General features: G+C 35.6%; 15 protein-coding genes. 4 read left to right on the forward strand and 11 right to left on the reverse strand.

From position 1 onward, the window contains the following. Positions 1–2 precede the first annotated feature (2 nt). Positions 3–1,181, reverse strand: coding sequence for a tRNA 2-thiouridine(34) synthase MnmA (gene mnmA / locus IL45_RS05575; RefSeq protein WP_036581323.1), 1,179 nt, complete (start codon positions 1,179–1,181; stop codon positions 3–5). Positions 1,182–1,370: 189 nt separating this feature from the next. On the opposite strand from mnmA, the gene IL45_RS05580 reads away from it, so the two are divergent. The 3 genes from IL45_RS05580 to IL45_RS05590 all read left to right on the forward strand — a co-directional run bounded on the left by IL45_RS05580 (position 1,371) and on the right by IL45_RS05590 (position 3,347). Beyond that, positions 1,371–2,324, forward strand: coding sequence for a fasciclin domain-containing protein (locus IL45_RS05580; protein WP_036581325.1), 954 nt, complete (start codon positions 1,371–1,373; stop codon positions 2,322–2,324). A gap of 106 nt (positions 2,325–2,430) precedes the next feature. Then, positions 2,431–2,889 carry a transcription elongation factor gene (locus IL45_RS05585; RefSeq protein ID WP_200875684.1) on the forward strand — a complete coding sequence of 153 codons (459 nt, stop codon included), beginning with the start codon at positions 2,431–2,433 and terminating at the stop codon, positions 2,887–2,889. A gap of 2 nt (positions 2,890–2,891) precedes the next feature. Further along, positions 2,892–3,347 carry a hypothetical protein gene (locus tag IL45_RS05590; protein WP_036581327.1) on the forward strand — a complete coding sequence of 152 codons (456 nt, stop codon included), beginning with the start codon at positions 2,892–2,894 and terminating at the stop codon, positions 3,345–3,347. A gap of 11 nt (positions 3,348–3,358) precedes the next feature. Here the strand turns inward: IL45_RS05590 and IL45_RS05595 are convergent, their stop codons facing one another. Then, a complete protein-coding gene (locus IL45_RS05595; RefSeq protein WP_036581330.1) occupies positions 3,359–3,718 on the reverse strand; it encodes a hypothetical protein in 360 nt (119 codons plus the stop codon). A 93-nt stretch (positions 3,719–3,811) separates the two neighbouring features. Here IL45_RS05595 and rluF point away from each other — a divergent pair, with 93 nt between their 5' ends. Next, on the forward strand, positions 3,812–4,573 hold the full coding sequence (gene rluF, locus IL45_RS05600) for a 23S rRNA pseudouridine(2604) synthase RluF (RefSeq protein WP_036581333.1): 762 nt from the start codon (positions 3,812–3,814) through the stop codon (positions 4,571–4,573). Between the two features lie 71 nt (positions 4,574–4,644). Here rluF and IL45_RS05605 read toward each other — a convergent pair whose 3' ends face one another. The 9 genes from IL45_RS05605 to tpiA form a co-directional block, all read right to left on the reverse strand. Then, the gene (locus tag IL45_RS05605) at positions 4,645–8,256 is read right to left on the reverse strand and encodes a T9SS type A sorting domain-containing protein (RefSeq protein ID WP_036581336.1); all 3,612 of its coding nucleotides are present in this window, start codon (positions 8,254–8,256) and stop codon (positions 4,645–4,647) included. 131 nt (positions 8,257–8,387) lie between these two features. Then, on the reverse strand, positions 8,388–9,863 hold the full coding sequence (locus IL45_RS05610; protein WP_051788662.1) for a TolC family protein: 1,476 nt from the start codon (positions 9,861–9,863) through the stop codon (positions 8,388–8,390). After that, complete coding sequence (locus IL45_RS05615) at positions 9,841–11,196, reverse strand: HlyD family secretion protein (RefSeq protein ID WP_036581338.1); 1,356 nt, start codon at positions 11,194–11,196, stop codon at positions 9,841–9,843. Before IL45_RS05615 ends, IL45_RS05610 begins: the two co-directional genes overlap by 23 nt. Before the next feature lie 6 nt (positions 11,197–11,202). Further along, complete coding sequence (locus tag IL45_RS05620) at positions 11,203–12,876, reverse strand: peptidase domain-containing ABC transporter (RefSeq protein ID WP_036581340.1); 1,674 nt, start codon at positions 12,874–12,876, stop codon at positions 11,203–11,205. Positions 12,877–12,879: 3 nt separating this feature from the next. Further along, on the reverse strand, positions 12,880–13,551 hold the full coding sequence (locus IL45_RS05625; RefSeq protein ID WP_036581343.1) for a TetR/AcrR family transcriptional regulator: 672 nt from the start codon (positions 13,549–13,551) through the stop codon (positions 12,880–12,882). Between the two features lie 151 nt (positions 13,552–13,702). After that, entirely contained in the window at positions 13,703–13,978 is a 276-nt protein-coding gene (locus IL45_RS05630; RefSeq protein WP_036582071.1) for an ATP-dependent Clp protease adaptor ClpS, read from the reverse strand. A gap of 60 nt (positions 13,979–14,038) precedes the next feature. Further along, complete coding sequence (gene prmA, locus IL45_RS05635) at positions 14,039–14,890, reverse strand: 50S ribosomal protein L11 methyltransferase (RefSeq protein WP_036581345.1); 852 nt, start codon at positions 14,888–14,890, stop codon at positions 14,039–14,041. Then, on the reverse strand, positions 14,880–15,464 hold the full coding sequence (locus IL45_RS05640) for a DUF1287 domain-containing protein (RefSeq protein WP_051788663.1): 585 nt from the start codon (positions 15,462–15,464) through the stop codon (positions 14,880–14,882). Before IL45_RS05640 ends, prmA begins: the two co-directional genes overlap by 11 nt. Further along, a complete protein-coding gene (tpiA, locus tag IL45_RS05645) occupies positions 15,454–16,206 on the reverse strand; it encodes a triose-phosphate isomerase (RefSeq protein ID WP_036581347.1) in 753 nt (250 codons plus the stop codon). The genes IL45_RS05640 and tpiA overlap by 11 nt, the downstream gene beginning before the upstream one ends. Between the last annotated feature and the right edge of the window lie 14 nt (positions 16,207–16,220).

Raw genomic sequence — 16,220 nt, forward strand, 5'->3', positions numbered from 1 at the left:
AGTTAAGAAATAACACCCGAACCTAAACATTCATTATCCCGATACCATGCTGCAAACTGTCCAGGTGAAATAGCACTTTGTGGTGTGTCAAAAATCAAATAAGCGCCATCACTTACTACATTTAAAACTGCCTTTTCTAAGGTCTGTCTGTAACGAATTCTGGCCATCACATCCATGGTCTGTCCTGGTTGAAATGCCAGATCTTCACGTATCCAGTGCAACTCACTTTTATCTATAAAAAGTCCACGACGGTAAAGTCCTGGATGCTGTTTTCCCTGTCCTACATAAATAGTATTACTCTTTACGTCTGTCTCTATCACAAATAATGGTAGTGGTGTTCCTCCTACAGCGAGGCCTTTGCGCTGTCCACGTGTAAAGTAATGAGCTCCTTGATGTGTGCCCAGTTTTTTACCTTCATGTGGTTGATAGTGTCGCTTGCGCGAAAGCGTCACCATAGTATCCTCATCTTCCACAACTTCAGCTTTATCCATACTTACCTGTGCCGGAATTTCTATAATATCACCTGTTTTAGGTTTCAATTGTTGCTGCAAAAAGTCTGGTAAACGTACTTTACCTATAAAACACAATCCTTGCGAGTCTTTCTTACCTGCAGTAATTAAATCTTGTGAAGCTGCAATTTCTCGAACTTGAGGTTTTTGAAGATGCCCTATAGGGAATAACGTACGAGCTAACTGCTCTTGTGACACCTGGCATAGAAAATAGCTTTGATCTTTATTAAGATCTGCACCACCCATAAGATGATGAATTTCTTTACCATCAATCATGGTGGTTGTCTTCTGACAGTAGTGTCCTGTAGCAACATAATCTGCTCCTAATTCTAAAGCGATATCCATAAAGACATCAAATTTAATCTCACGATTACATAAAACGTCTGGATTAGGCGTGCGACCACGTGCATACTCATCAAACATATAATCGACGATACGCTCTTTATATTGTTCACTTAAATCTACAGTCTGAAACGGTATCCCTAGCTTATCTGCGACTAACATCGCGTCATTTGAATCTTCTAACCATGGACACTCATCACTTATGGTAACGGTATCATCATGCCAATTTTTCATAAATAGACCTATAACTTCGTGGCCTTGCTCTTTTAAAAGATATGCCGCGACGCTAGAATCTACTCCACCTGAAAGTCCTACTACTACTTTTGCCATGCTGCAAAAATAATTCATATGTATTACAGTTAACCTTGTAGGCAGGTTGATTTTTCTTATAGTGAGCATGATAAAAATTGATAATGAACAGTCCTAATTTATTGTTTAATATTTTTAACAAATCATTAAACATAATAGAAAGTGTTTGAGACTATATTTGAACAAATAAAAAAACTAAAACCCAAACTCATGAAAAAGTTAATAACCAATTTCAAGGTATTGATGCTTGTGGCACTTACCATAGGTGCAGCATCTTGTACAGATGATGATGACAACGGCGGAGTATTAGATAATAACAATTCTGCTTATGACTTAACAGTAGACAATCCTGATTTTACTATCCTTAATGCGGCATTATTAAGAACAGGATTAGACGCTACACTAGATCAAGCAGGTGGAACATTTACCGTTTTTGCACCGACAGACACAGCTTTCCAAACATTTTTATCAGCAAATGGTTTTGCTACTATAGATGATGTGCCAGTTTTAATTTTAAGAAACACATTGCGCAACCACGTACTAGGAACTGTGGCACGATCAACAGACCTTACTGATGGGTATGTAAAGACCAGTGCAACGAACGGTGATGGTGACGCATTAGATTTATACGTAGACCTTACAGCTGGTGTAGTACTTAATGGTGGTGCAGAGGTTACTATGGCAGATGTAAGTGTGGATAATGGAGTCGTTCATGTAGTGGATGAGGTAATTGCTTTACCTACAGTTGTAACACTAGCAGCTGCTAACCCTAGTTTTTCAAATCTAGTTACTGCAGTAGACCAGGAAGGATTAGTACCTACATTAAGTGATGACACAGCAACTTTTACTGTATTTGCTCCTACTAATGATGCTTTTCAAGCATTAATAGACGAAAGCACAACAGACGGATTAAATAATATATCAGACGTTCTAGCTTTATCTAATTTAACAGATGTACTTACTTACCACGTAGTGAGTGGTGCAGCGGTAAGAGCCGAAAATATTGTAGACGGCGCAAATGTAGATCCTATAGGACCTGGAACTTTTTCTATTACAGGAACAGTAATTACAGACGCACAAACAAGAGATACAAACATTATTGTAACTAACGTTACAGCAATTAATGGTGTAGTACACGCAATAGATAACGTGTTGCTACCATAAACTTTTAGGTTAGTAGAGAAAAAGCCTCATTGCCTCGTGCGTGAGGCTTTTTTGTTTTATAAAATCTCGCGATGATATTGTTTACTTTTACAGTTTAATATCCTTTATGAAATCTACTGCCTTTAAAAAAGAAATTTATGATCACTGTCATCATATTTTAGAAGACCGAATGGCAACCATTACTAAAAATCTAGATCGCCTTATGGACTCAAAACAAAATGAGACCAAAAGTAGTGCTGGTGATAAGTATGAAACAGGTATGGCCATGATTCAAAATGAGGAAGATTTATTCAAAAGGCAACTTGCAGACACCTCTAAAATAATAGAGCATTTTAAAAAAATAGATGCTGTAAAAAAATGTGATATGGTAGAACCTGGTGCACTTTTAAAGTTGCCTGCCGGCTGGTTTTATGTAAGTGCTGGAATGGGAAAAGTTATGGTAGATGGAGAAGCCATATTCTGTATCTCTCTACAATCACCTATAGGAGTAGCTTTAAAACATAAAAAGAAGAATGATATCGTAAGCTTTAATCATCAAAAATTTACGATTCAAGAAATCTACTAGTCATGAAAAAGCTACAACAACAACTCACAGAACTTCAAAAGTTTATTGAATTAGGAGATAAGCAAAATAAAACAATATCTAAAGTAGGTAGCTACTGGCACATTGATCATACCTTACGTGTATTTAATGGTATACCACAAGCTTTAAAAAACTCAAATCCTCAAAATTTTGAACCTAAATGGTCTTTTCTTAAATGGACAATCATGACATTTAAGAAAATCCCTAGAGGAAAAGGTCGTGCCCCTAAACATGTGTTACCAGAAGATCATATCACAAAAACTGATTTGCTTCAACAAATACAGCTAGCAGAAAATGGCATTAATGATATTGAACAGCTAGATGCACAATGCCATTTTAAACATCCCTTATTTGGGCATTTAGATTTAAAAGAATCTCAAAAATTCCTTGCCATTCATACAGAGCATCATTTAAAAATTATCAGAGATATTTTTAAATAATCATCTTATAATTATTCCTCTTCGTCTTTAACTTTAGGAACAAATATTTCTGTGCGTTCTAGAAGCTTATCAGACACCTTAAATTCTGTACTGAAATTATACGTTTTATCTTCATAAAAGTATTTATAATAAGCAGTCTTCAACCATCTTACGTCAGTTGCTTTCTTGTTGTACTCATCATGCGTTGCTATTTTAACCACTTCATTATCTTTCCATACTAGCAATCGATATGCTCCTACTCCATTACTTGCACATCGATTGATAAGTTCTTTAAAATGGTCTGCATTAAACACATAAATAGATTCCTTTTTCACCTCATAATTAAGGTCGCTAAAAAGGATTTGCGTTAAGAATTGTTCTTGTGGAGTCATGGAAATAAATTAAAGCACAAAGGTAGGTTGAACTATAGTGTCAATAACATCTTTAAAGAAGAAAATATAAACTCAAAATCCTACCTTTGCCACATGTCTGAAAACAAAGGAATACGCATTAATAAATACTTGAGTGAACAAGGTTTTTGCTCACGTCGTGCCGCAGATCGATTAATCGAGCAACAGCGCGTCACCATCAATGGTTCTGTTCCTGAAATGGGAACTAAAGTTCAACCTGATGATGAAGTTGCTGTAGATGGTGAACCTATTTCAAAAAAGAAAGAAAAGCCTGTTTACATCGCATTTCACAAACCTACTGGGATTGTATGTACAACAGACACACGTGTAGAACCTGATAATATTATTGAGTACATTAATTATCCTACTCGTATTTTTCCCATAGGACGATTAGATAAAATGAGCGAAGGCTTAATTTTTCTAACTAACGACGGTGACATCGTTAATAAAATATTACGCTCTCGTAATAATCATGGTAAAGAATACATTGTTACTGTAGACCATAGTATTGATGACCGATTTATTAGAAGAATGGCATCAGGAATACCTATTCTAGACACGGTAACTAAAAAGTGTGAAGTAGAGCAAATAGGACGTAAAACCTTTAGAATTGTATTAACGCAAGGATTAAACAGACAGATACGTCGTATGTGTGAGTATCTAGATTATCGAGTAACAAAATTGAAACGTATACGCATTATGAATGTAGAGCTAGATATTCCTAAAGGTACTTATCGTGATTTAACTAAAGAAGAACTAGATGAAATCTACAGACTTACTGCAGAGAGCACAAAAATATATCAAGAAGAAAATAATATTTCTGACGAAGTAGATTAACCTATCCATAATAGATAAAAAAGCCTCGATAATTATCGAGGCTTTTCTATTTAATATAATTACGTTTTCAATTATTGTTTCACCACTTTAGTGGTATAAGTTTCATCTCCGTTACGCAACTCAGCAATGTAAATTCCTGCAGGTAGTTCAGTAAGATCTATTTGAGGATGGTTGTTTGTTAGCTTTCGCGAAAGCGTAATTCTACCTCTCACATCATATAAAACAACCTGTGCGTTTTCTAACATACCATTTTGCAAGTTTACCTGTACGCTTCCAGAAGTAGGATTAGGTACTAGACTGAAGTTTACTGTTTGTGGTGTATCAATACTTAATGGTGTTTGGAAAGTTGATGTAAACGTATTAGTAATAATAGGCGGATTGAAATCGAAATAAATTTCGGCTGTATTAGGTATTACCGTTCCTTCCATTGATGTTATAGGTTTTATTTTAAAGTATACATAACCATTTGCGCCTACTGGATCTGTGGTAGCGTCTGGTAATAAAATATTATCAAATCTCCAAACTACTTGATCTTCCATACGTTCCATAACATATGCATGACTTGCATCTATCATTTCAATAGAGTTCCAGTCCAGTTGTGCGTCTAGTGTATCTTCAATGCGCACGTTAATCGCACTGGCTGTTCCAGTATTTTCAAACCTGATGGTGTAGTAGAAATAGTCATTAGGACCAAATTCTGCTGGGTTAATAAACGCTCCACGAGATTCCATTTTATCATTAGGGTCATAACTACCTATGACGATTTGTGAACTTATACTAGAATTGTTATTAGGCGTGATGTCATTTGCAACTGGTGTTATACTTGCGGTATTTGTTAAAACATCTCCTAGGTTAATATTAGGTATTACAGGAATTTGCATCTCTATTTCCATCGTGCGGTATTCAAATGGTAATAGATTAGTGTAATTTAAGTCCACAGTCAATGGGTTAATGACTGCCGCTGGATCATCTACCGCAACTATAGAGAGCTGTGTGTCATAAGTATATTGTAATTGTCCCATTGCCACAGGTGTAGTTCCTAGATTTGCATAAACGACGGTTTCTTTATAAGTGAAACCTGGTCGAGGTTGTTGTTGCGGTATAATGTAAACCACTACATCTTCATAAGCAGCAAGAGGTGTTACTAGAAAATCTCTTGTAGTGACTCCTGATCCTGCAGGAATACTTTGTGCTGTATATGTTGCTGGTGATACGGAGTAATTTGATGCATAAGCTGGTAAAACAGTATAACCTAAATCATAACTATTTGTTGGGTCTGAATCATAGATACTATATGCTGCTAGTGGTGTTGCTACTTGCATGACACTACCATTCATGTTCATTTCCCAATCAAAAATCCCCAATGGAAAAGGTACATCTGTTGCGTCCACTACACCATTTAAGTTAACATCTAGGATAGATTGCATTCTAACCCCATCACAATTAACGGTAGCCGTACTACTTGTGCCTATTTCTACTTTTAAGAAACCTGGAGTATTTGAGAAGTTTGAAGTCAACAATAAATAGTAATCACCAGCTTGTGCATTATTTATTTGTCCGATTTCTGGCATGTTTACAGAAAAACTATGATCAACATAATTAGCCTGTGTAATACCATTTGCACAACCACCAGTAGCGGTTGTAAAAGGACCATATAGGGCATAATCGACATCTAAGTCTTGCCCTAAAAAGTCAGGTTGTGTGTTTTGCCACACCTCAATAGTTAAGTCACCACTTGTTGCGATGGGAATATAGAACCATGACGGATTGCGAGGTCCTGTAGCTGAAGAAAACGGATAATAGTTCCCGGCTTCGGCAGTTGAACCGTCAAAAATATTAATGAATGGTTGACCGATACGATCACATAATGAAAGTGCATTATCACATAAATAAGAGTTATTGCAATTTCCTTGAGCATTCAACTGTATAGAATAAATCACATCACAATCACCAGCCACGGTTTCTCTTACAAATATTGTATTGAATGGACTATTAACTGGTAAACTATAAAGCAAAGGGTTAGTAATTGATTGGGTCTCATTTTGAGCATCTACAATATCCTCGTAGTAAGTCAATACATTACCGGTATTAAGTTGAGTTGCCACTACAGTAAGATCAAAATCTACATTTCCATTAAGGTCAACGTCGCATTCATCTAATATCAGCGAAGTTGTATTATCATAGGTATAAGTATTAATGAACAGATCAAAGCTACCTACTCTATAAGCTCCAGTCGCATTTTCTTCTAGCCTAAAGTATATCATCTGATTATTATTAATACAGTAATTGTTAGGAGTTGATATCGCACTGGTATCGGCATTTGCGTCTGCATTAGTATTATGATAAGAAATACTGAAATCTGCAGGATTATTAGTTGCCATAATTTGAGCAGCGTGTTGTGTAAGGTCAAAGCAAACTTGAACTCCAGGATCTGCACATTGTAATAAATGAGATGGATTACCTATAGAGAAGCAAATAGGATCTATAATAAGTTGTAATGGTGAAGTACTAGCGCAACCAGAAGTAAAAAAGTCTGTTCTTACAAAAACTTGACTAACTGCAATTGCCGTTGATAACTGCGCACCATAGCCTACTGGATTTATGCGGTTTAAAGCATCTTGTTGTGTTAAATAGTATTCTGTAAATGCACTATTCACATTAGGTGTCGCAGTCGCGTCAATCTCTGCAAGTACAGTAGCGCTATTCCAATCAATAAATCCATCACCATCATCATCACAGCCCGTAATAGGAGTTAAATTAAATACTGGTGGTGCTGGACTGATAACTAAGTTAAAAGATTGAGAAGTATCTCCACTTCCTGTAGTAAGATCATGAACTCTAACAAAGATAGGTTGCGTTGTAGATGTACAATAAGGAGAAGTTAACGGGTTTACGTTGTTATCAGCATCTGCTTGAGAAATATGATAAGTGACACTATACTGGTTTGGTGAAAGCGTTCCGAGAGCTGGAAAATCATTCACGTTTAAATCAAAACATGCTGAATTATTTTGATCTTCGCACTCTTCTAAATCGATTACTTGAGAATTCTGATTACAGTCTGTTAGAATTGCGACTACATTAATGACTACATGACAGTTTAATGATGTCTGTACTCTTATAAATAAATCTGTGGGAATGTTTGCTTGATTAATAAAAGTAGTCGACAGCGGATTTGAATTAGTATCTGCATCTTGATAACTCAAAAAGTAAGTGAAAAGTAAATTATTCTGTCCGTTTGAAAGAAAAGGTTCTATATCAAAAAGGTCTACTTGAACTTCACCGGTGGCAGTAATTGAACCACAATACGTAAAAGTCTGTAAATTATTAACTACAGGTAATGACTCAACGACTAAATTACTAGTAGTAATATTAAAATTACCCGTTGTATTATCATCAACACGTATAAAAATCAACTCTGGATTAGTAACATTTGAATAATTTGCCATGGGCAGTTGATTCAAATTATTAACGGCATCAAATTGAGAAGAAAAATAAGTGACGCTATGTGTCGTTGAACTTTGGTTTGCTAATGCTGTAGCGTCCCAAAATGTTAAATCAAAAACTTCTGTTCCGTCATTAGAAACATCATCACATAAAATATAATCTGGAACTGGACCAGCAGTTACTTGTGCTGTAGCAATGGTAGTCAATAGTAGTACTGTTAAGAGTAAAATTCTTTTCATGGCGGTAGTTTTATGGTTATAAGTTAGTTGAAATCATGGTCATTTCAGGTATTGAACGACCTTTTTAGACTACTGACTTATTCCATAGATGAACTAATAACCAGATGGTTGCGTGAAAAAGTTTCCTACTTTTATAGATTCTCTGGCATTACTGCTAGACTCTTAAATAAATTTGCTTTTGATATAAAAAGTTTTTTATAGGTATTAATTTCTTTAAGTTTTGAATCGATTAATTTAACCTCTCTACTGTTGATGAGGAATAAGGAACTATCACCTAAGTCAAATTTACGTTCTTCTCCCGTTAACATAATTTGCGATGACTCTACAATATTAGTAATCATATTTACTTGAACATTATAAGAATCTAACTCATTAAAAATACTTGTCACCTTATTCTTAATTTCTAGTTGTGAAGATGCTAGATCGTATTGTGCATCTGCAATTTTAATTTTTGCTAGCCTTAAATCTCCGCGTTCCTTTCTTAAAAATAAAGGCATAGAAAAAGTGATACCACCTTTATAATTTGCTGTTTGAAAACTATTAAACTCATTCCACTCTGGTGAAAGAAAATTATAATCGAGTGTTAACTTAGGCAGTAGTTTATTTGCCTTTAATCGTCTATCGATATCTAATTGATCAATCTTAAAATTCATGGAGCGCAACTTAGGATGATTCTCGATGGTAAACTCATTTAAAGTAAAACCATAAATCTCTAGCGTTGCGTCTATCTCGTTATTTAAATCTTCTTGGGGCACTATATTAGGTTGTAATTCTACAGGCACTTCATTAAGCCATAGAAAATTAGAAAGTTCGAGGCGCTGTTTAACTAGCTGTATGCGTGCCTGCTCTCTATTAAGCGCTCTGTTTTGTGCCGCAATGCCAGCCTCTACCGTATCGATAGCTGCTTTATCACCAGCCACAAAACTACTTTTCACTGCTTGAAATCTGATTTGAGCATTTTCATAAAACTGATCATAAACTTTATATTCTTCATGGATTTGCCACCACTTAAAATATGCTAGTGCAGCTTCATATAACACCGCATTTACTAACAAGTCGCGATCCACTACACTTTGCTCACTATAAATTTTGGCTTTGCGCAATGTTGCCATACGTTCATTAATCAAAAACCCTTGTCCTAGATTAACACTCACACCAGCGTTATACAACCCATTTTCTGGAACTGTATTTGACGGGTCTAAAAAAGTACCTTCATTGCGTTCTACACCAGCTTTAAACTCTACACCATACCAGGTAGGTATTTTAAACATTGCATTAAGTTGATCATAATACTCTGTTCCTTTAAACTCTTTACGGTCATAGTCTACCTCAATTTTTGGATCAAATCCACCACGAGAACGCAGCAAATTAGCCTGTCCACCATCGATTAATAGTTGCGCTTGTTTTGCTATAGGATGATGTGCTTTTACAAATCCCATGTACTCTCTAAAACTCATTTCAGTAGAATCCAGAGCAACAGTTGATTGTTGGGTAGTGTGATGAGTCCGCTTTCGCGAAAGCGGACTCTCTAACACCGTAGCATTGATCATAAAGCTTATAAACGTCCCTAAAATGAATAGGTATTTACTTCTTTTTCTTATCGGCATCTTTTGTAGTTTTAGGCTGATAATAATTAGGTGGGAAACCGTTTAAACGTCGCCATAGTTCATACCATATAGGTACATCTTCTAACAATGCAATGGTATATGCACCCGAACCAGCGCGCAATGCGGTAGGCCATGGATGATCGTTCTCATCTGGTGCTAGTAGAACACGATATTTTCCATTATCACTGATAAAGGTTTCAACAGCAACCACTTTTGCGCCATAGGTACCATAGGAAACATTAGGCCAACCTGAAAAAACAATAGCTGGCCAGCCATCAAACTGAACTCGTACTTCTTCACCTAGATGAATTAAAGGTAAATCTAGTGGCTCTACAAAGGTCTCTACAGCTAGGTCATAGTCTGCTGGCATCACATTTACTAATGGTTCTCCTTCTTTAAAAGTTTCTCCTATTCCACCAAATATCGCCTTATTTATATAACCATTTTGAGGTGCGGTAATGAAGTAAAGATCATTACGCATTTGATAGTTTGTACGGTCCGTCTCTAATTTAGATACTTGCGCCTCTGCATCAAACTGGCTGGATTGTGCTGTAAATTGATCACTACGTGCTTTGGCGATCTTTTCTGCATACTCTTGTTGTATGCGATTAAGGTCAATTTGCGCATTAATGATATCATTGCGACTCGTTAATAATTTATTTTCTTGAGATATTAATTTAGCTTGAGTCTCTTGAGTTTTTAAGCGTTTTTCTTCCACCTCAGTCATAGGCTTAAGACCTTCATTATTTAAGGTCTGGGCTCGTTGCAATTGAGTTTCGGCTATTTTTAAATTAGTTTGTGCTGCGATGTAGTCGATACTATCTGTAGTCACTTTTAGTCGTGATTGCATCAACTTATTGCGACCTTGCTCTAATTTTAATTGTCTTTCTTGAGCAAGAGCAGCAATCTGACTATTTAGAGCTTTTACCTTCTCGCTATAAGATGAAACGCTCATCGTTTTGGCATCAATTTGCTGTCCTGTACGTTCTACAAGATTAGGATCAAAATACTCGTTCTTGATCTCGCTGATGCGCAGGATTGTATCACCCTTTGCAACAAAGTCACCTTCCCGAACAAGCCATTGTTCAATTCTACCAGGAATGGGAGATTGAATAGTCTGTGGTCGTTGATCTGGTGTAAGTGTAGTGACATAACCATTACCAGTAACATTTTGAGTCCATGGTAAGAATAGTATAACAACACAAGCAATTGCTGCGCCTGTTAAAAATCTATTGAAATATTTATAGTGTCTACGTTCTAGAACACGCTGACCCGACTTATAATTAATAAGATCTAGCCTTTTAACTAATTCTGTTTGAGAAATATTGAGCATCGTTCTTTATTTATCTTCTATTAATTTTCCTTGATCAAGTGTCACTACTCGACTACATTTAGTAATCCACGCTGGATTTTGACTTACTACTACTAAGGACCATCCATTACTTTTATCTGTTAAGAACTCCATAATTCTATCTGCCTCAGCATCATCAAATTGATCTAATGGATCTTTGAGTATTAACATCTTAGGCTTGCGCACTACACTGCGAGCCAAAACGATTTTTTTTGATACGGTGTAGGATAGTTGTTTTCCTTCTGGGAATAACATTGTCTTTAAACCTAGAGGTAATTTTTTCAAAAAACTGTTTAAACCTACTTTACTTAAAGCCCAGTATACTTGATCATCTGTAATTTCAGGATCACCAAAGGTAATGTTCTCCCTTAAGGTACCTTCAAATGGTGACTCTTCAGTTAATGACTGACCAATGTGAGACCTATAATAATTTAAATTGACACCTCGTAAATCTGTATTATTGACATATATATTACCATGTGTAGGTTCAATGATACCGGTTATGAGTCTCAATAAAGTTGCTTTACCACTACCATTACTACCTCTTAAAGCGATATTACAGGATTGAGTAATTTTAAGTGAAACATCATTTATGATAGGCAAACTTCTGTCCTCTACTTCATAGGTAACATGCTCTAAGTCAACAGAAAAATTATCGTCATCTTTAAATGGTTTTTCACCATCCATAGGCTCTAATTCCTTATCCACCACGTTACCTAATTTCTCTAATGAGGTTAAAACGTCATAAACCGATTCTAGGCCTGTGATTAATTTTTCAACAGCACCGATAATAATAAGGATTATCAACTCTGCAGCTACAAACTGACCTATGTTCATTTCCTGACTCAATACTAGAATACCACCTATTAACAGCAATCCTGCAGTAACTAGAACTTTAAAACCTATCATCTGTGTAAACTGGCTGATTAAAACATTAAAATGCTTTTCTCTATGCTTTAAATATTCAGACGTAAGTTGATCGTTTTTATCTACTGCAAGTGTTGTCTTCCCAGATAGTTTAAAACTTACAATTGATCGAGCTACCTCTTGTAACCAATGTGCTACTTTATATTTACTTTGAGACTCCATAAGGCTACTATCGAGACCCTTTTGTGCTGTAAATTTAAACAGGATATAGACCAGCAATACTAGTAGAAATCCATAAATTATAAAGAATGGATGGTAAAACGAGAGTAATATTAAACCAAAGATAATTTGCAATAAAGCTGTAGGATAATCTACTAAAATCTTAGAAAGGCTTTTTTGTATCGTAAGTGTATCAAAAAAACGATTTGCTAGTTCTGGCGGATATATACCATGCAGTTCACTCATTTTTATTTTAGGAAAACGATATGCAAATTCAAAAGAGGAACGTGTAAAAATCTTTTGCTGTATGTTCTCTGTAATTCTAATTTGCATTAATTGTAATACACCACCAAAAGCAACTCCTAAGGTTACTAAAATAACCAGTATAATCCACGAGGTACTGATTTGTGCACCTTGTATTAAATTAATAATTGCTTGTATACCTAATGGTAAGGATAAACCAACTAATCCAGCAAATATGGCATAATAAAAAATCTGACGCACATCTTTTTTATCCAACTTAAGCATTCTTACTAAGCGCTGCCATGCGGTTAAAATATTCTTACTTTTTGCCATGATTTATTTTAAAGTTTGAAATACTAAATGTTTAAAATAGTCTGTAGGAGATACTTGATCGTTACAATCTGTTAAGTTTTTAAAATGATCTTTTAAAAAATGTTGATGTAAAGCACCTTCTAATATCGTACTACTTAATGAAGAAGGATATGGGTAATCTGAATTCACCATTAAAATCATATCCTTTACTCTTTCTACTAATCTCTTATAAATAGTAAAGTAGCCGCTTTTATTTTCTTCATCGACCTCTTTTGTAAGGTATGATTTAGAATACTCTGCAATGACGATTTTATTTAAAACAACCTCATCAATATGTTCAAACTTTGAGTCTTGCTCTATAGGTTGTGTAATAATCTCTACCGCTCTACTTAAGCGATCTATAGGTACTGTAATCTTTAAAGTTTCAATCACTAATTGGTACTCTAACCAGCCCCAATACCATGAAGTTAGATACAACAACAGCTTATGTTTATTTTCAAAATATCTATAAATAGAACTCTCATTAGAGCCTATTGACTTACCTAGTTTTTTAAAGGTAAATTGTTCAAAGCCCATTTCATGAATCATAGTTATACTGTTGCTAATGATACGCTGGCCTAATTCAGACGATTCAGGATCTTTGACAAAGATTTTATCATTGATCTGCACCTTCAGGTTTTGTAGTAATTGGTCCATAGTGATTGTATTACCATACAAACATAATAGTATTACTATTAATAATAAATAGTTTTAGTATTATTTAACAATACCAAGACTTTCATTTAATTTTGAGATATAAAAAAAACCTGTGATTCTCACAGGTTTTTAAAATGAAATCGAGATTATTCTATTCAATCTCTGCCGTTAATCCTGCCTCAAGCAGTTTTGTACAGCGTGGTTCTAAATCTTTATATGCACCTGTTTTAACGCTGCATTTCCCTTTATAATGGACGATCATAGAACATTGCTCTGCTTGCAATGGAGTATGGTCACATGCCGCTACTAACATATCTATAACATGATCAAAGGTGTTTACCTCATCATTGTAAAGAACGATCTTATTTTCTTCTTGTTCTAGTATCTCTAAGTCTAACTCTGGAGACACTTTTTCTTTTGTACTCATAATCATCATATTACAAAGTTAAAAAAGATATTAATCTAAATTTTAAAAGCGTCTTAAATTTTACTTCTTTATCATTTTTAGCCCTACCCAGTTATCTCTAACCATATGTGAGTCGTATCGAATACCTACTTTATTACAGGCTTCTTTAATTAATTCTAAGTCTTCGGTGTAAAATCCAGAAAAAAGTATGGTTCCACCAGGTTTTAAACTTTCACCGTATACTGGTATATCTTGAAGTAAGATATTTCTATTAATGTTTGCTATAATAAAGTCATACGTTTTGCCTTCTAACTGTTCTGCACCACCTAGGATCACTTTTACTTTATCGGCTTTATTACGTTCAACATTTTCGATAGCATTTTCATAACACCAGGTATCGATATCTATTGCATCGACGTCAATTGCACCACGCATTTGGGCAAGAATACCTAGCACTCCTGTACCACTACCCATATCTAAGACTCTTAATCCGGTTAAATCTTCATTTAACAAATGTTGGATCATCATATGAGTGGTCTGATGATGACCTGTACCGAAACTCATTTTTGGTTCAATAACGATATCGTATTCTACACCAGTCGCTTCATGAAAAGGCGCTCTTACCTCGCAGCGGTTGTCTACAGTGATTGGGTTAAAATTCTTTTCCCACTCAGCATTCCAGTTGGTAGGTTCTATTTCTGCTTTCGCGAAAGCGATATCAACTAACTCACTGCTCAAAACCTCTACATCATTTAGTATAGAATCATTATCGAGTGATTTCAATACATAAGCTGTTACACCTGTTTCTGTTTCAACAAAGCTTTCAAATCCTGCCTCACCTAGTTGAGCTATTAAAACATCGTTCCACGGCTGAAGCGGTGTTATTGTAAATTGATATTCAATGTAAATTTGATCTGTGACGCTATGGCTCATATCTGTAATGTCCTGTTATTTTAAATTGAAACAGACAGTCTTCATATACCTGTCCTGCTCCTATATTGTGGACTATATAATATCTATTAGTCCCTTTAATTTTATTGCTACTCACCATGCCTATATGAGTTAACCCATTAGATAGTACCCAACTTACTATATCTCCTGGTAAATAATCTGACTCTAATGAAGTAACTGCTATAGAGCTGTTATGTCGTTCAAAAAAGCGTCTCAAATTAGGCACGCGCCTGTGGTCTATATTACTATCTGTACGAGTTAAACCCCAGTTTTGTGGATAAGCACTGAAGTGTTTCTTCATATCCTCATGTACTTCTTTTTGAAGATCAATGTCTACTGCTCTATATGCTCTTATGATGACATCTGTACAAACTCCATAACCAGATGGCACATCGCCGCCAGGATAATCTATTGAGAAATATGCGCCATTATACACCACATCATCTTTAGTAAGTTCATCTGCAGCATGCGCAAGTTGCCACCCAAAAGTAGTTTGACAAATTCCGCCAAATGGAATTAAAAGAAACGCGGTTAACAGTAATGTTTTAAAATGCATCTGCAATAGCAAGGAAGGATTTTGCGTCTAGTGATGCTCCACCTACTAATCCGCCATCAACATCTGGCTTTGCAAAAATCTCTGCAGCGTTGCTAGGTTTCACACTACCACCATAAAGTATGCTTGTATGTCTAGCCGTCATGTCCCCATATTTTGCCTGAATAAACGATCTAATATCTGCATGCATATCTTGCGCCTGTTCTGGACTAGCTGTTTCTCCAGTACCTATTGCCCATACTGGCTCATATGCTATTACAATTTGTTCCATTTGAGAAGCATTTAATTGAAAAAGACCTTTTTCAATTTGTGCCGTTACTGTACTTACATGATTACCAGCTTTACGCTGTTCTAGATGCTCTCCACAACAAAAAATAACACGCATACCTTTCTCTACTGCAGCAAGAGTTTTTTCAGCGAGCAGCTCATCAGATTCTGCATAGATATCACGTCGCTCTGAATGTCCAACAATAACAGTTTTAACACCTACACTTTGTAGCATGTCTATAGAAACTTCTCCTGTAAAAGCTCCTTTTTCTTGTTCACATACATTTTGAGCCACTACTTCTATAGGTGTATCTAATGTACTATTGAATGCTGGATATAGACATGGATGAGAAGGTGCTATCATCAACTCACAGTTATAATCTGCCTTAAGTCCTTTTTTCAGGTCACCTATTAAGGTTTGCGTCATGGATAAATCACAATTCATTTTCCAATTACCTGCAACTATATTTTTTCTCATCGTATTATTTTTAA

It is taken from the genome of Nonlabens ulvanivorans (assembly GCF_000732625.1).
Taxonomy (GTDB): domain Bacteria; phylum Bacteroidota; class Bacteroidia; order Flavobacteriales; family Flavobacteriaceae; genus Nonlabens; species Nonlabens ulvanivorans.

Excerpts from the sequence above, each read along its gene's own strand:
- IL45_RS05605 (WP_036581336.1), bottom strand. The coding sequence starts at position 8,256 with ATGAAAAGAATTTTACTCTTAACAGTACTACTATTGACTACCATTGCT.
- mnmA (WP_036581323.1), bottom strand. The coding sequence starts at position 1,181 with ATGGCAAAAGTAGTAGTAGGACTTTCAGGTGGAGTAGATTCTAGCGTC.
- IL45_RS05630 (WP_036582071.1), bottom strand. The coding sequence starts at position 13,978 with ATGAGTACAAAAGAAAAAGTGTCTCCAGAGTTAGACTTAGAGATACTA.
- IL45_RS05610 (WP_051788662.1), bottom strand. The coding sequence starts at position 9,863 with ATGCCGATAAGAAAAAGAAGTAAATACCTATTCATTTTAGGGACGTTT.
- IL45_RS05625 (WP_036581343.1), bottom strand. The coding sequence starts at position 13,551 with ATGGACCAATTACTACAAAACCTGAAGGTGCAGATCAATGATAAAATC.
- IL45_RS05640 (WP_051788663.1), bottom strand. The coding sequence starts at position 15,464 with ATGCATTTTAAAACATTACTGTTAACCGCGTTTCTTTTAATTCCATTT.
- IL45_RS05585 (WP_200875684.1), top strand. The coding sequence starts at position 2,431 with ATGAAATCTACTGCCTTTAAAAAAGAAATTTATGATCACTGTCATCAT.
- tpiA (WP_036581347.1), bottom strand. The coding sequence starts at position 16,206 with ATGAGAAAAAATATAGTTGCAGGTAATTGGAAAATGAATTGTGATTTA.
- prmA (WP_036581345.1), bottom strand. The coding sequence starts at position 14,890 with ATGAGCCATAGCGTCACAGATCAAATTTACATTGAATATCAATTTACA.
- rluF (WP_036581333.1), top strand. The coding sequence starts at position 3,812 with ATGTCTGAAAACAAAGGAATACGCATTAATAAATACTTGAGTGAACAA.
- IL45_RS05580 (WP_036581325.1), top strand. The coding sequence starts at position 1,371 with ATGAAAAAGTTAATAACCAATTTCAAGGTATTGATGCTTGTGGCACTT.
- IL45_RS05620 (WP_036581340.1), bottom strand. The coding sequence starts at position 12,876 with ATGGCAAAAAGTAAGAATATTTTAACCGCATGGCAGCGCTTAGTAAGA.
- IL45_RS05615 (WP_036581338.1), bottom strand. The coding sequence starts at position 11,196 with ATGCTCAATATTTCTCAAACAGAATTAGTTAAAAGGCTAGATCTTATT.
- IL45_RS05590 (WP_036581327.1), top strand. The coding sequence starts at position 2,892 with ATGAAAAAGCTACAACAACAACTCACAGAACTTCAAAAGTTTATTGAA.
- IL45_RS05595 (WP_036581330.1), bottom strand. The coding sequence starts at position 3,718 with ATGACTCCACAAGAACAATTCTTAACGCAAATCCTTTTTAGCGACCTT.